12 protein-coding genes and 1 tRNA gene are annotated in these 14,469 nt (G+C 69.1%); 3 read left to right on the plus strand and 10 right to left on the minus strand.

The genetic code is table 11. From position 1 onward, the window contains the following. Positions 1 to 152 precede the first annotated feature (152 nt). Positions 153 to 1,238, minus strand: a complete 1,086-nt coding sequence (locus tag EDD34_RS16500) for a DUF1906 domain-containing protein (protein WP_123815531.1) — start codon at positions 1,236 to 1,238, stop codon at positions 153 to 155. Positions 1,239 to 1,428: 190 nt separating this feature from the next. Here EDD34_RS16500 and EDD34_RS16505 point away from each other — a divergent pair, with 190 nt between their 5' ends. Beyond that, a complete protein-coding gene (locus EDD34_RS16505; RefSeq protein WP_170177106.1) occupies positions 1,429 to 2,085 on the plus strand; it encodes a TetR/AcrR family transcriptional regulator in 657 nt (218 codons plus the stop codon). Between the two features lie 40 nt (positions 2,086 to 2,125). On the opposite strand, the gene EDD34_RS20760 is transcribed toward EDD34_RS16505, so the two are convergent. From EDD34_RS20760 to EDD34_RS16535, 6 genes are read right to left on the minus strand one after another with little or no spacing between them, the layout of a single operon-like run. Beyond that, a complete protein-coding gene (locus tag EDD34_RS20760; protein ID WP_170177107.1) occupies positions 2,126 to 3,577 on the minus strand; it encodes a carboxylesterase/lipase family protein in 1,452 nt (483 codons plus the stop codon). Further along, entirely contained in the window at positions 3,574 to 6,141 is a 2,568-nt protein-coding gene (locus tag EDD34_RS16515; protein ID WP_123815533.1) for a glycoside hydrolase family 2 protein, read from the minus strand. Before EDD34_RS16515 ends, EDD34_RS20760 begins: the two co-directional genes overlap by 4 nt. Then, a complete protein-coding gene (locus tag EDD34_RS16520) occupies positions 6,141 to 6,974 on the minus strand; it encodes an ATP-binding cassette domain-containing protein (protein ID WP_123815534.1) in 834 nt (277 codons plus the stop codon). The genes EDD34_RS16515 and EDD34_RS16520 overlap by 1 nt, the downstream gene beginning before the upstream one ends. Then, the gene (locus EDD34_RS16525) at positions 6,971 to 8,803 is read right to left on the minus strand and encodes a dipeptide/oligopeptide/nickel ABC transporter permease/ATP-binding protein (RefSeq protein WP_123815535.1); all 1,833 of its coding nucleotides are present in this window, start codon (positions 8,801 to 8,803) and stop codon (positions 6,971 to 6,973) included. The genes EDD34_RS16520 and EDD34_RS16525 overlap by 4 nt, the downstream gene beginning before the upstream one ends. Next, a complete protein-coding gene (locus EDD34_RS16530) occupies positions 8,800 to 9,741 on the minus strand; it encodes an ABC transporter permease (protein ID WP_123815536.1) in 942 nt (313 codons plus the stop codon). The genes EDD34_RS16525 and EDD34_RS16530 overlap by 4 nt, the downstream gene beginning before the upstream one ends. Before the next feature lie 31 nt (positions 9,742 to 9,772). Further along, on the minus strand, positions 9,773 to 11,296 hold the full coding sequence (locus EDD34_RS16535) for an ABC transporter substrate-binding protein (RefSeq protein ID WP_123815537.1): 1,524 nt from the start codon (positions 11,294 to 11,296) through the stop codon (positions 9,773 to 9,775). A gap of 130 nt (positions 11,297 to 11,426) precedes the next feature. Here EDD34_RS16535 and EDD34_RS16540 point away from each other — a divergent pair, with 130 nt between their 5' ends. Then, positions 11,427 to 12,065 carry a TetR/AcrR family transcriptional regulator gene (locus tag EDD34_RS16540; protein ID WP_123815538.1) on the plus strand — a complete coding sequence of 213 codons (639 nt, stop codon included), beginning with the start codon at positions 11,427 to 11,429 and terminating at the stop codon, positions 12,063 to 12,065. A 43-nt stretch (positions 12,066 to 12,108) separates the two neighbouring features. On the opposite strand, the gene EDD34_RS16545 is transcribed toward EDD34_RS16540, so the two are convergent. Both EDD34_RS16545 and EDD34_RS16550 read right to left on the minus strand, forming a co-directional pair. Then, positions 12,109 to 12,375, minus strand: a complete 267-nt coding sequence (locus EDD34_RS16545) for a nuclear transport factor 2-like protein (RefSeq protein ID WP_123815539.1) — start codon at positions 12,373 to 12,375, stop codon at positions 12,109 to 12,111. A gap of 10 nt (positions 12,376 to 12,385) precedes the next feature. Continuing rightward, complete coding sequence (locus EDD34_RS16550) at positions 12,386 to 13,042, minus strand: FMN-dependent NADH-azoreductase (RefSeq protein ID WP_123815540.1); 657 nt, start codon at positions 13,040 to 13,042, stop codon at positions 12,386 to 12,388. Positions 13,043 to 13,122: 80 nt separating this feature from the next. On the opposite strand from EDD34_RS16550, the gene EDD34_RS16555 reads away from it, so the two are divergent. Next, positions 13,123 to 13,464, plus strand: coding sequence for a winged helix-turn-helix transcriptional regulator (locus EDD34_RS16555; RefSeq protein ID WP_123815541.1), 342 nt, complete (start codon positions 13,123 to 13,125; stop codon positions 13,462 to 13,464). A gap of 876 nt (positions 13,465 to 14,340) precedes the next feature. On the opposite strand, the gene EDD34_RS16560 is transcribed toward EDD34_RS16555, so the two are convergent. Further along, positions 14,341 to 14,417, minus strand: a tRNA-Met gene (locus EDD34_RS16560). Positions 14,418 to 14,469: the final 52 nt, after the last annotated feature.

Consider the following 14,469-nt stretch of genomic DNA (forward strand, 5'->3'; position numbering starts at 1 on the left):
AGCGGCGGGAGCGGCAACCTGCGCGGCCCGGTCACCCGAGTGACCGGGCCGTGTCGCTCACGCGCCGAGCCGGGAGGCGAGCGGTGCCCGACCGGGGCGGTCGGGCACCACGGCCGGTTGGACTGCGGACGCACGCGATCAGGCGCGCGGCGTCACCGGCAACGGGGAACGGGTGCGCTCCAGGTCGTGTTCGACCGGTTCGAGACGTAGTAGTCGCTGACCCAGCGCCCGCCGCGCAGCTTGTTCCACACCGTGGTGGTGCCGATCTTCTGCCCGGTGCCCTGGCACACCACGGGCAGCGAGGCGCCCGGCGCGTAGGTGCGGACGACGGAGGTCGAGGTGGACGGCCCGGTGCGTGCCTTCAGCGACGTGGAGCTCGTCACCGTGTAGGTCCGCGCGACGGCGGCGACGGGCGCCTTGATGGCATCGGAGTCGATGTTGATCGTCACGCCACCCCAGGTCTCGTCGTGGTCGCCGCGGTACTGCTTGGCGCGCTGGAAGACGGACCACTGCGAGTTCGGCGCCGTCGGCCAGCTGGTCAGCGACGGGTCGCCGTCCCAGCGGGCCATCCACACCGCGTCCGGGCGGGCGTACGTGGTCGAGTCGTAGGAGTCCGACAGGTCTCGCAGCCCCGAGTCCTGGTGGACGTACACGCCCGCCAGATAGCCCGCCGCGTGGAGCTTCTTCGTCCACGCCGAGACGTACCGGCGCACCGCCGTCCGGCAGGTCGGATCGGTGCGGTCGTAGTGCTCGACGTCCGCGTACAGGGCGCTTCCCGGCAGCAGACCCAGCGCCTTGGCCTGGACGACCGCGTCCGTGGCGTCCGACGTTCCCCGGGAGGTGGCGTTCGAGGCGGTGTAGCGGTTCGGCTTGGTGCCGAACATGCAGTACGGCTGGTGCCCGACGTAGGTGGGCAGCAGATTCCAGCCCGCCGCGTTCGCGTCGCGCACCCACCCCTTCGTCAGGTTCGGCTGGGTGCAGCCGCGGTTGTTGCCACCGAAGTAGATGTTCACCGCGCTGTACGGCGACGTGCCCAGCCACGCCCGCAGTGCGGCGAGCGACGGTGCGGTACAGGTGTCGAACCCCAGGCGATCAGCCCGGGCCACCGTCGAACCGGCGGGGTAGACCACCGGGGTCTCGGGCTCGGCGGCCGCGGGCAGGGCGAGCCCCGCAAGGAGGATCGCCAGGCTGCTGCCGAACACGGCCAGCCGCCGGGTGATCTCATGCTTGGCGGCCATCACACACCTCCGGAGGACAGATCCGGTCGTCCACTTGAAATGTCCGCCCTTCGGCGGCACGGCGTTAGGGCCAATGGTCCCGGATCGCTGGGTTCCGGTCATCCGCGAGCCGTGATCACAGCAGCCGCGTCTCCCCGCTCTCGCCGCGGCCCTCCACGATAAGATGAACGCATGTTCATCAGGGATCCGCGTGGCGATCACGACGAGTAGGACGACGGGCGGCATCCTGCCCGATGGGCAGCAGCTCACTGCGTCGCGCCGCAGGCTGTTCTCCATGGCGCTGCAGCTCTTCGGTGAACGGGGGTACCACGCCGTTTCCGTGCGCGACATCACCGACGCGCTCGACCAGCAGCCGGGGGCGATCTACGCCCATGTCTCCTCCAAGCAGCAGCTGCTGTTCGAGCTGGTGAAGATCGGACTCGAAGAGCACCGCGACCGGCTGCGCGCCGCCGTGCACGCGGCGGGAAGCGATCCCGTGGACCAGATCAGGGAGCTCGTACGGGCGCACGTCGCGGTCAATCTCGACTATCCCGCTCTAGCCAGGATGATCGCGCAGGAGACCCGCTCGCTGGACAGCGAACAGCGCGAGTTCGCCCTCGCCGTCCGCGCCGAGGCGGAGCGGACTCTGACCGAGGTCATCGAAGCCGGGCAGCGCCTCGGCCTGTTCTCGGAGACGGATACCTTTCTCGCCGTGACCGCCATCGGCGCCATAGGCATCAGGGCCGCGGAGTGGTGGACCCCCGGCGCGCCCCGGACACGCGACGAAGTGGCGGAGACCTATGCGCAGTTCGCGCTGCGCCTCGTGTGCGCCGCACCACAGGCTCCGACGCCACCCGTCTCCGACTGACCGACACGGCCGGCCGGCGAGCATCGAAGCCCCGGGCCGATCAGGCGAGCCAGGCTCGCAGCCGCCGGACCAACGGAGTGTCGCCTGCGGGCGCCTCCGTGTCGAACACCTTGATCGATTCGTCCTCTTGCCAGCCGGACCAGCCTGGTTCCCCCGTCCGGGCGAACGAGACCCACGCCGCGTGCATCTCGTCGGCCAGACCCTGCGGGGCGTCCGGTCCGGAGAGCGCCTCCCAGTCGGCTGAGTCGAGCCGGTCGAAGACGAAGCCCAGCTCTACGGCATGGGCGGCACCCAGTCCTGCCACGGGGCTCCGCCACGCGAACTCGTAGAAGTGGGTCGGCGCGCCCCGTGTCGCACGCGCCTTCGCGATCTTCATGTATGGCAGTCCGATGAGCATGTCCCCGGCCAGGTGACCGAGCAGTTCACCGCGTGCTGCACCCGGATGGAGCGCTCGGTAGATCCTCATGATCCGTGACGTCACGCGGTATCGGAGCCGCGCGAGCGCGAACGGCAGGAAGCCCAGCCGGTCGACCAGGCCCGTGGGCACGAGCCAGAGCCGGTACTCCTCGGAGGTCAAGCCGATCAGGAGTGGGATTCCCGATGCCGCGCCGTCGCGCAGCGACTCCAGCGGAGGCCGGGGCACGAGCTCCGCGTCGATGGCGAGGGAGTACGCGAGTCCACCGCCTATCGGTGTGGACCCGTGGGTGACCGTCTGCTCGGCATCGGAGAGCCGGGAGGCGGGGATCTCGGCGAAGGCGGCACGAGTCGCCGGCACGCCGAGATGCTTCGCTATCCGCCGGGTGAGGCGGGACGCGACCGGGGGCTCGGCTGCGGACGGAGGACCACTCTGCAGGATCGCGCGGTCCATGAGCGACCGGGCGTCGTCGCGCGCCAGCAGCGCCCAGAGCAGGGTCGCGCCGGCGGACTGGCCGACGGCGGTGATGTTGGCCGGGTCCCCGCCGAACGCGGCGATCTCGGCTCGCACCCAGCGGAACGCCGCGACGACGTCGGCGAGCCCGATGTTCAGGGGTGCGCCGTCGAGCACGGAGAAGCCCTCGACGCCGACCCGGTAGTTGATGCTGACGAAGACGACACCGTCCCGCGCGAAGGCCGAGCCGTCGTAGCCGTCCAGGGCGTTGGAGCCGTGGGCCAGCGCTCCACCGTGCACCCACACCATCACCGGGCTCCCCGTCGCGCCCTCCGGAGCCCAGATGTTGAGGTTGAGGTATTCGTCCCCCGGTACCTCCGCGGCTGCCAGGAACCTGCTCGAGACAGGCCCGTAGGGCGCCTGCGGCGCCGTCGCTCCCATCGAGGTCGCCTCACGGACCCCCTGCCATCCCGGATGCGCGACCGGGTAGGCAAAGCGACGCTCGTGCGTCGGCGCCGCGGCGTAGGGGACGCCGAGGTAGCGATCGATCCCCGACGACGCATCCCGCGACCCGACGACGACGCCGAGCGACGTCGTCCTGGTCACCGCCACCGTCTCGGTCACGACAGCGCCTCCTCCCCCGCGGAGGCGCGGGGTCGCGTCGCCGTGACACGCAGCGTCGAGGCGTCGACACCCGACACGGTGATCGTCCGCCGGTCGCCGTCGCGCAGGTCGAAGCAGTTGTCGCTGAGCCGGATACCCGGCACGGGCTGCTCGATGCGCACCGAGTAGCTGTACCCGACGGAGATGATCGTCAGTTCGGAAGCGGTCGCCTCCACGATCACCTCGCTGTCGCCCAGCGCGAGCTCGCCGAGCTCCGCGAAGTGCTTCCGGGCATCGGGAAAGAGCCCGTCGGGGCTCGACACCCAGGCATAGTGCGCACCGTCGTCGGGCGCCGTCGTGGACCAGAGCATGGCCGACGACGCCGCCCGCACCCGTGCGGCGATCCGCTCGGTCTTCCGCTCCGCGCCGTCGAAGCGGCCCACCTCGATGTCCAGCTCCGTCTCGATCTCCTCCCGGGTGTTGTTGGCCAGCCAGAGCTCCAGCTGTCCGTCGGCGACGCGGAAGCTCGCCGCCACGGGAGCGCTTGCCCGCGCGAGAGCGTAGTACGCCGACTTCGGCACGCCGTCGACGTCGATGAGAGACCAGGTCAGCCCGGGCCAGACGTCGTTGAACTGCCACACGAGGGCACCGCTGGTGTGGGGCTGGCGGCGCCGGAAGTGCTCGACGGCGAAGCTCATGCCCTCGGCCTGGACCGCCTGGGTGAGGTCGATGTACTCGCGCAGAGTCGTCGGGATGCCCGTGGTGACGGACAGCAGCTCGTCGCCCTTGTTCTTGGGGTTGTCCTTGTTGTGGAGGTCGAAGACCTCGTCGTGGATCTCGACACCGGGCATCCACCGTTCGAGCGTCGCGAGCTCGGGGGAGGCGTGGATGCCGAACTCGCTGATGAACTTGCCCGAGTCGTCGGCGTAGCGCCGGTAGTGCCGCGAGTCGCCCACCGTGGGATAGCTCGGCTCACCGGTGGACAGACCGGGAATGGTGAGCCCGTGCCAGACCTCCCAGTCGTGGCGGTCCCCGTCGGACTCGCCGTTGATACCGAGCGCGTCCCCTTCGCCCCAGGGGCTGCCCGGCCAGTACGGCACGAGACCGTCCAGCTCCGCAACCGTCTGCGGCAGCAGCTCGTGGAAGATCGACCAGCCCCAGTCCCCCGGCTCCACCTCCCCCCAGGCGATGAGGTGGAGCACCTCGATCTCGTTGTTGCCGGCCCAGAGCGCCAGGCACGCCCGGTTCCGCAGCCGGGAAACCTGATACTCCGCCTCCGCCCTCACCTCGCTGACGAATCGCGCGGATCCGCTGGGGTAGTCCGTGCAGGCGAACATGAAGTCCTGCCAGACGAGGACCCCGAGCTCGTCGCAGGCCGCGTAGAACGAGTCGTGCTCGTAGACCCCGCCGCCCCACACGCGCAGCATCGTGAGATTGCCCTCCCTGGCCCGCAGCACGCGGTCGCGGTGCGTCTCGGCCGAGACGGACCCCACGAAGACGCTGGCGGGAAGCCACGCGGCACCACGCACGAAGAGCGGCTCGCCGTTGAGCACGAAACGGAACAGGCGCCCCCCTTCCACGTCGTCCTCCTGGCGGTCCAGGACGATCGTCCGTAGCCCCACGGTGTCGTCGACGCCGTCCAGCACCCCGGTCGCGTCGCTCAGCTCGATCCGCACGTCGTGGAGGTTCTGCTGTCCGAGGTCATGGGTCCACCACAGTTCAGGATCGTCGATCCTCAGCTCTACGCCGGCGGACCGCTCCCTGACCGGAGCCGTCGCCTCGAACCGCCGACCGGAGGGCGAGACGAGGACGACCCGCACCGAGCACCTGGTCGCGTCGAACGCGTCCACATCCACACGCACGGCGACGGTCGCGGAGGAGTGGTCGGCCGCGAGGGCGGTCACGCCCACGTGGTGCCCGGTGATCGCGGCACCCCGCTCGAGACGCAGACGCACACCGCGCCAGATCCCGATGGACGGGAGCTTGGGCCCGAAGTCCCAGCCCCAGGAGAAGGAGGCCTTCCGCAGGCTTGTCGCCCGGGGCAGCAGCCCGCTCAGGCCGACACCGGACTCGGTGGCGGCCTCCGGCCTGCCCATCACCTCGGAGATGCGGGTGATCGTGCGCTGCACGCTCGGCGGGATCTCCCGGCCGGCCAGCGGCGGGGAGAACCTGACCAGAAGCACGTTGGCGTCGGCGAGCTCGTCCGACACGTCGAACTCGGCCGGTCGGAACTGGTTCGAGTGGCGTCCCAGCCGTCTGCCGTTCAGCCAGATCTCCGCGACCGTGTCCAGGCCGTCGAAGACCAGCGTCGTCCGCTGCCCCGGCGCCGTGACGGGCCGGGGAAACCGGGTGCGGTACCACCACTCGCGCTCGTCGATCCACGCGTCCTTGCGCTCGTCGGCGCCGAAGAACGGGTGGTCGATCCTTCCCTCCTCGATCAAGGACTCGTGCACGCCGCCTGGAACGACCGCGCGGCACCACTCGCCCGATTCGTGGTCGGCGAGGACGGCAGGGTCTCCTTCGCCCGGCAGGAGCCCGACGAGCTCGAAGTCGGGCAGCTCGATGGTGGAACCCGGTGCTGTCATCAGGAGACCTCCACGGCCATGGCCGTTCGCGCGAGCCGACGTTCGCGCTGCTTGTCGGGATCGGGCAGGGGCGCCGCGAGGAACAGCCGCCGGGTGTAGGGGTGCTCCGGCCGGGAGGTCACCTGCTCTCCCGTGCCGGTCTCGACGATCTCACCCCTGTGCATGACCGCGACCCGGTGACTGATGTGGCGCACCACGGCCAGGTCATGGGTGATGAACAAGTAGGCGACGCCGGTTCGCTCCTGGAGCTCGATGAAGAGGTCGAGCACGCGCGCCTGCGTCGAGAGGTCCAGCGCCGAGACGGGCTCGTCGCAGACGATCAGCTTCGGGTCCAGGGCCAGCGCCCGCGCGATCGCGATCCGCTGTCTCTGCCCGCCGGAGAACTCACGGGGCAGGCGGGTCGCCGCATCCGACGGTAGGCCCACGGCGTCGAGCAGGTCCTGGACGCGCTCGGCCGCTCTCCTGCTCTTCGTTCCCGTCGCCGTGAGCGGTTCGGCGAGGATTTGGCCGATGCTCATCGACGGGTTCAGCGACGAGTACGGGTCCTGGAAGACGACCTGTATCTCGGAACTCAGCGCGCGTCGCGCACGCCGGTCGAGGTATCCGATCTCGTCTCCCCCGAACCTGACGGAGCCTCCAGCCACCGGTACGAGTCCGAGCAGGGCACGGCCGAGCGTCGTCTTGCCCGAACCCGACTCACCGACGAGCCCGAGGGTCTCGCCCGGCATGATCGAGAGCGAGACGCCGTCGAGGGCCCGGTAGGGCTTGGCGCGGAACCCCTTGGCGGGGTATTCGACGACGAGGTCCTCGACGTCGAGGAGAGTCTGGTTCATGGTGCCGTCCCGATGTTCGCGCCCAGAGCCGGGCGAGGCGGACCGCCGTCGAGGACGGCGGACAGAAGCATCTGCGTGTACGGATGCTGCGGACGCTGGAGAATGGTGCGGACGGGCCCGGACTCGACGAAGAGCCCTTCGCGCATGACCGTGACCCGGTTGCACAGGTCGGCCACGACACCGAAGTTGTGCGTCACCAGGAGCATGGCCATGTCGCGCTCCTGCTGCAGGTCACGCAGCAGGTCCAGGACCTCGCTCTGCACGGTCACGTCGAGGGCGGTCGTCGGCTCGTCGGCGACGATCAGTTCCGGATCGGTCGACACCGCGCCGGCAATCAGCACGCGCTGCGCCATCCCGCCCGAGATCTCGAAGGGGAACGCCTCGAACGTGCGCCGGGGATCAGCGATACCCACCCGTTCGAGGAGGGCCAGCGCCTTCTCGGTCGCGTCCTTCCGGCTCATGCCGAGCACGACGCGCATGGGTTCCACCAGCTGGCTGCCGACCGTGAAGGACGGGTCGAGGTTGGACATGGGCTCCTGCGGGATGTATCCGATGCGGTGACCGCGGATACCGCGGTACGACCGCTCGTCGCCACCCTCCAGGGACGTCCCGGCGTAGGTGACGGTTCCGCCCGTGACGCGCCCACCGCGAGGCAGGAGGCCCAGCACGGCGAAAGCGGTCTGCGTCTTGCCCGACCCGGACTCACCGATGAGTCCGTGCACCTCTCCCCGGCGGACGTCGAACGACACGCCGTGCACGACCTCGGCCGTTGTTCCGTCGGGCTGCTCGTAGCCGACCCGCAGGCCGGCGACCGACAGCAGTGGCTCGGCTTCACCGGTTCCGCTGTGGTCGTCGTCCGCATGCCGGATGACGGCGTCCTCGGGGACCAGCCGCTCCGGCTCACGGCCCTCCGGCGAGTCCACGAGAATGGTGGACTCCACCGGCTTCGGCAGTTTGCGACGACGTCGCCGGACAGCCACCATTTCGAGCTCGTCGCGCATCGAGTTGGCGAGGATCGTCAGCGCGATGCAGGTCAGGGCGATCGCCAGGGACGGCCAGACCATGAGCAGCGGCATGCGGTAGATGCTGAGGAAGCCGTCGTTCAGCATCGAGCCCCAGGTCGGCACACGCAGGTCGCCGAGACCGAGGAACTCCAGCCCCGACTGGATGGCGATCGCGATGCCGGCGACGATCGCGGACTGGATGATGATGGGGGCGCGGACGGCGGCAAGGACGTGCCTCCCGATGATGCGGGCGTCCCCCAGCCCGGAGACGCGCGCGGCGTCGACGTACAGCTCGCCGCGGACGGCGGACACGGCCGCGTGGACGAGCCGGTAGTAGGCGGGGGCGAGGAGCAGCCCGAAGATCAGCATCGCGATCCACACCGAGGGTCCGAGGACGGCACGAGCCGCGAGAAGCACCACCAGCCCGGGGAGAGCCATGACGAGTGACGTGACCCAGGACGCGACGCCGTCGAACCATCCGCGGTAGTAGCCGGCTATCAGTCCCGCGATCACCCCGACCGACAGCGCCACGACCGTCGCCAGGGCCGCAGCCGCGACGCTGATCTGGGTGGCGGCCAGAAGTCGCGACAGAACGTCACGCCCCGAGTTGTCGGTGCCCAGAAGATGCTCCGCTCCCGGCGGGGCGAGGATGAGGTCCATCGCCGCCCTGTTCGGGTCGAAGGGCGCGATCCACGGACCGATCACCGCGACGACCAGCACCAGCGCCAGGAACAGCAGTGAGGACAGTCCGAGCGGACGGCGCAGCAGGCGCCGCAGGAGGGAAACGCGCGCGGGTGCCGTGACAGGAGCGGAGTGCCCGGTCATGAGCGCCTCACCTTCGGGTTCAGTGTTGCCTGGGCCAGATCGATGGTGAGGTTGACGACCACCACGATGACGGCCACCGTGATCACGACCCCCATGACGATCGGTATGTCGCCCAAGGACGTCGCCTGCACGGTGAGCTGCCCGAGCCCGGGCATGGCGAAGATCTGCTCCACGATGACCGCCCCGCCGATGAGTCCGATGAACTGCACCGCCAGCACCGCAAGCGCTGGGCCGCCCGCATTGCGCAGGACGTGCTTGAGAACGACGCGGTTCATGCTCAGCCCGCGGCTACGGAGGGTGCGCACGTAGTCGCGGGAGAGCGCGTCGAGCACCGACCCGCGGACCTGCTGCGCCACTGTCGCGATCGCCCCGACGGACAGCGCCACGACGGGGAGGGTCACCGAGGAGAGCCATCCACCGAACGACGTGGTCATGGGGACGTACCCGGTCGCCTTGAACCATCCGAGCTGGATCGCGAAGAGGATCACGAGCGCGAGCGCGATGAGAAATCCCGGCACCGCGAACCCGACCACCGAGACGAACTGCGTGACGGCGTCGACGACCCCGCCCCGCCGGGCGGCGAGGACACCGAGACCCACGGCGATGATCGCGGACAGGAGCGTGGCTCCCACGACGATCGACAGCGTCACGGCGACCCGGCTGGACAGGCTGACCGCCACGAGCTGCCCGTTGAACCAGGACCTTCCGAAGTCGCCGGTGACCGCCGACGCGGCCCAGTCGAGGTACTGGGTCAGGAGCGGACGGTCCAGTCCCAGCTCCTGGGCCTTCTTCTCGACCGTCTCGGGAGTCGCGTTCTCACCCAGGATGCGGCGCGCGATGTCGCCGCCGCCGGCGTAGAGGAGAGAGAAGGCGAGCATCGATATGACGGCGATCAGCACGAGTCCGGCGAGGATCCGCCGGACGGCGAAGAAGAGCACGTTTCAAGCCTCCATGCGAGAGCTGAGAGGGTCAGCCGACCGGAACGATGTCGTAGAGCGCGGGGTAGGAGTTCGTCGGCAGCAGCTCTGCCGTCGTGTTCGCGTCCGTCGCGAAGGCTCCCTGCAACCGGAACCACGGCGCGAACCACGCCTGTTCGACGATGTACTCGTTGAGCTCCCTCGCGGCGTCCGCGCGCTCGTCGTCGTCGCCGGTCTGGATTTCCTGGAGGTACTCGTCGACCTCCGGGTCCTGGAAGCCGAACGGGTTGAACGGCGCGGTCGGGGAGATCATGAACTGGATCAGCTGCCAGTCCGGGTTCTGCTCCAGGATCATCAGCGCGGCGGGGTACTTGGGCGCGAGCATCTCGGAGAGGAAGTTGTTGCCCGGATCGGTGAGCTCCACGGTGATGCCGACGTCGGCCAGCTGCTGCGTCAGCAGGGTCCATGTGGCGGGGGCGACGAGGGACGTGCTGGGCATGCTGATCGTGAACCCGTCGGGGTATCCCGCCTCGGCGAGCAGTTCCTTGGCCTTCTCGGGGTCGTACGGGTAGCGCTCGTCGAGCGCCTGGTCGAACCCTGGGCTCGTCTCGGGGAACACCTGCGTCGTCGGCGTACCGTGATCGCTCTGCAGCGCGGAGAGCAGCGCCTCCTTGTCGAAGGCGTGGTTGATCGCCTGTCGCACGCGGACGTCGGCGAGCTCGGGAGCCATGTCACCGCCCCGGTCGAAGAGCAGCACGCCCTGGAACTCGAGCTGGTGCTCGTGCACCGTCCATCCGGCGCCTTCGACCTCCGTGCGGTAGTCGTTGGAGGCGACCTTCATCCCGTTGGCGTCGCCCGCCTTGATCGCGTTGAGCGCGGAGGTCGGGTCGGTGAACACGTTGATCGTGATCGCGCCGTAGTGCTGCGCGTCCGGGTTCCAGTAGTCGGGGTTCGCCTCGTAGGCGTAGCTCGTTCCCGTGACCGTGGCGGACGCGTCGAGCACGTACGGCCCGGATCCGATCGGCTCCGTGGCGATGCTCGGGTTGTCGAAGTTCTCGGCGCTGCCCACGAGGCCCGCGTCGCGGGTCAGGTAGTTCAGCAGCGCGGGGTTGGGAGCATCCAGCCCCAGGACCACGGTGGTGTCGTCAGGAGCCTCGATCGAGACGACGCTGCTCAGGTCACCCGCGTTGGGCGACGTCCCGTCCCGGAACCGCTCCAGGTTCTGGACCACCACGTCGGCCGTGAGCCGGGAGTCGTCGGTGAAGGTGACGTCGTCGCGGATGGTCAGCGTCAGCTCGGTGTTGTCCTTGTCGTACGCCCAGTCCGTGGCGAGCCACGGCTCGATCGTTCCCTCCGGGGTGGCCAGCAGGAGCGTGTCGAATACCGCCTGGTAGAACGGCGCACTGCTCCCCCACTTGGATCCGGACGGGTCGAGCGTGGCCGGTGAGCTGACAGCACCCAGGGTCAGGGTGGCGCCGTCGCCGTCGTCCTCCGCTCCCGTACTCGCCGCGCACCCCGAAAGGGCCAGCACGGAGGCGAGCGTCACGGCGATCAACTTCGTCTTCGATCGGAACATCGTTGGTCCTCTTGACTCGTTGCACTCCTCCGTCGGAGCGCTTCTGCGGCGACGGTACCAGATTTCCCGAATGAACGCTCGTACATATTTGGGCCCACAGCGGCGAGCAGCGCGGACTACGCTGACCCGCATGGACGACGTCGACCGGACCCCATCACCGAAAACGCGCGGTCAGCACGCGGCGAGCCGAGCGACGAGAACGGCGATCCTCGACGCCGCGCTGGAGGTTTTCGCGGAGGAGGGCTTCCGATCCGGTTCGCTGCGGCTCATCGCGGCTCGGGTCGGGATGAGCGAGGCCGGGCTGCTGCATCACTTCCCGTCCAAGAAGGCGCTGCTCCTGGCCGTGCTCGAGCGCCGGCGCGAGTCCATCAACAGCATGATGTCGAGCGACTTCACGGACGGTGAGGCATCGCTGCGCGGCATCGTCCGCATGGCGGCCGGCCTTGCACGCACCCGCACCTCGGTGAAGTTCTTCTCCGCCATCTCCGGAGAGGCCATCTCGTCGAGCCACCCGGCGCACGCGTACTTCGTCGCCCGCTACGAGACCTTGCGCGACCAGCTGACGACGGCGTTCGACGATCTCCTTCTCCAGGGACGGATGAGGAGCACGATCCACCCGAGGAGCGCGGCGATCGCGGCGATCGCGCTGATGGACGGACTTCAGACCCAGTGGCTCCTCGATCCGGAAGCCGTCGACATCTCAGCCTCGCTCCGCGATCACTTCGCAGCGCTCGTGGACATCGACTTCGACGCCCCGGTCGCCCGCTGACGCCGGACCGGTCAGGACCACTTGACAAGCTGGTCGAGCACCTCTAGCGGGTGACCGGGATCGTGGGGCGTGGACGATCCGTAGCCGGCCGGGATTCCGCCCCCGCCCCAGCGGGCCGCATGAGCTCGCGGCCCGCTGGGGCCGGTTCCGCCGAGCCGGGCAACTCGGCCTCAGACCGCGCGTCCTTCATCGTCAGGATGTAGAGATATCCCTTGTTGTACGGCTTGCCGTCGCGTGCGCGGGCCGTGCTGTCGACACGGACGATGACGTCGTCACCGTCGGCCCAGATGCCGCGCGGCGTGATCGCCACATCGAGCAGGTCAGACCTTCCGCATTGCGCGCGCCTCAGCCAGCTCGCGCCCGCAGCGGACGGCGTCCGCCTCGGCGTTGCGCTTGAGCTCGGCGGCCGGTCCGGCGAAGGCGTCCAGCGCTGGATTGATGCCGACGAGCGTGAACGCGCGGTGCACGACACGCAGGTCGAGGCCCCAGACGTCCTCCAGCACGCGGCGCAGCCAGGCGGTGGAGTGGTCCCAGCCCTCCTTGGGCGAGCCCTCGGTGTAGTTGCCGCCGAGCACCGTGACCAGCGTGGCGGGCTTGCCGCGCAGCGCGGTGCCTTGAGGGTCGATTCGCGGGTCGGTGTAGGCGAGGTCGAACCAGGTCTTGAAATGCTGTGAGACGCCGTAGTTGTACAACGGCACATTGAACAGGAGCGCGTCGGCGTCGGTGAGCTCGTCGGCGAAGGCACGGGCCAGGGCGATCGCCTCGCGCTGCGCCTCGGTGCGCTGGTCCTCCGGGGTGAACCCGCCTTGCACGGCGTCCGGCCACGCGGTGGCCGGGACCGGGGCGGTGGCGAGGTCACGGCGCACCACGGTCGACGCGGGGTGGGCCGAGGTCCATTCTCCCTCGACGAGGTCGCCGAGGGAGCGGCTGGTCGAGGTGGCGGGGAAGATGCTTGCGTCCAGACGGAAGAGGGTCACGACAGCTCCACTTCATATTTTCAGAGTGACTCTGTAAATCAGAGCGACTAGTGAGACTGTAGCACGGGTAGACTGGTGCGATGGCAGATGACGGCGCGCAGACGCACCAATGTGACGCGGCGATCACGCTCGCCTTCTCGATCTTGGGCAAGCGCTGGAACGGCATGATCGTGGCCGTCCTCGGCTCAGGGCCGCTGTCGTTCGTGGCCGTGAGACGCGCCGTCAGCGGCATCAGCGATGCGGTGCTGTCGGACCGGCTCTCCGAGCTCGCCGATGCCGGGCTCGTCACCCGCGATGTCGATCCTGGACCACCCGTCGCGGTCACCTACGCCCTCACGTCATCCGGTCAGCAACTGCTGCCGTTGCTGCAGGAGCTCGGTCGCTGGGCCTTGGAGAACATGGCAGACGTCGCCCACCGCTGACACCCAGGCCAGACGCCGCAGGGCCTGCGCCGGGTCACGCCCTGAGCCGGACGCGGTTGCCGGCATGGACTACGTCATCCACCTTGCCTCACCGATCCACACCGGCAACGTCAAGGACGAGGAGGGGGCGTCGCCCCGCCCGCGGCGGTGCGCTCTGCGCCCTCCGCTCCGCCCGGAATGCGGGGGTCAAGCGTGTGGTGCTGACCTCCGCGTTCCACGCCGTCGGGTTCGGCCACGGTCATATCGACCACGTGTTCACCGAGGACGACTGGTTGTCGCTGGACGGCCCGCGTGTCGACGCCTACAGGCGCAGCAAGGTCCTCGCCGAAAGGCCGCCTGGGACCTCATCAAGCAGTCCCGCAGCGCGCTGGAGCTGACGACGATCCTGCCGGTCGCGGTCATGGGCGAGGACGTCTCCGGTGCGAACCACATCGTCCGAAACAGCCTGAGCGGCGAGATGCCGGGCTACCCGACCATGTTCGTCCAGATCCCGAGCCCTCGGCGCCCCCCCCAAGCCAGCCCGCGAAGCGATCAACCGGGCCTACCTGGGTGTCTCGTCGGAGACCAGCCCTCGCCGACGACAGCCGGCTATAGCACACGAGGTGTGGGTGCCCTTCGCACGGAAGGGAACGCCCGACCAGCACCATCGACCCCGACCGCAGCTACTGCGAAACAACGAACGGGAGCCCGGCCGCTGGCCAGACTCCCGATATGAACGATGTCCCGCGTCATCACACTGGTAGCGGGAGAGGATGAACCTCCGACCTCTGGGTGCCGACAGCCTGTCACCACTGGCCCTCATGGGACCCGGATTTCCCCCGCCGGAGCATAAAACTGAGGCCCTCACCAGTATTTCTACTGGTGAGGGCCTCTCTCTGGTAGCGGGGGGAGGATTTGAACCTCCGACCTCTGGGTTATGAGCCCAGCGAGCTACCGAACTGCTCCACCCCGCGTCGGTGATATGAACACTACGCGACCGCAGACCGGAGTGCAAACCCGATCGGC

The sequence above is a fragment of the Myceligenerans xiligouense genome (assembly GCF_003814695.1).
GTDB lineage: Bacteria > Actinomycetota > Actinomycetes > Actinomycetales > Cellulomonadaceae > Myceligenerans > Myceligenerans xiligouense.

Excerpts from the sequence above, each read along its gene's own strand:
- EDD34_RS16500 (WP_123815531.1), bottom strand. The coding sequence starts at position 1,238 with ATGGCCGCCAAGCATGAGATCACCCGGCGGCTGGCCGTGTTCGGCAGC.
- EDD34_RS16515 (WP_123815533.1), bottom strand. The coding sequence starts at position 6,141 with ATGACAGCACCGGGTTCCACCATCGAGCTGCCCGACTTCGAGCTCGTC.
- EDD34_RS16520 (WP_123815534.1), bottom strand. The coding sequence starts at position 6,974 with ATGAACCAGACTCTCCTCGACGTCGAGGACCTCGTCGTCGAATACCCC.
- EDD34_RS16525 (WP_123815535.1), bottom strand. The coding sequence starts at position 8,803 with ATGACCGGGCACTCCGCTCCTGTCACGGCACCCGCGCGCGTTTCCCTC.
- EDD34_RS16535 (WP_123815537.1), bottom strand. The coding sequence starts at position 11,296 with ATGTTCCGATCGAAGACGAAGTTGATCGCCGTGACGCTCGCCTCCGTG.
- EDD34_RS16540 (WP_123815538.1), top strand. The coding sequence starts at position 11,427 with ATGGACGACGTCGACCGGACCCCATCACCGAAAACGCGCGGTCAGCAC.
- EDD34_RS16555 (WP_123815541.1), top strand. The coding sequence starts at position 13,123 with ATGGCAGATGACGGCGCGCAGACGCACCAATGTGACGCGGCGATCACG.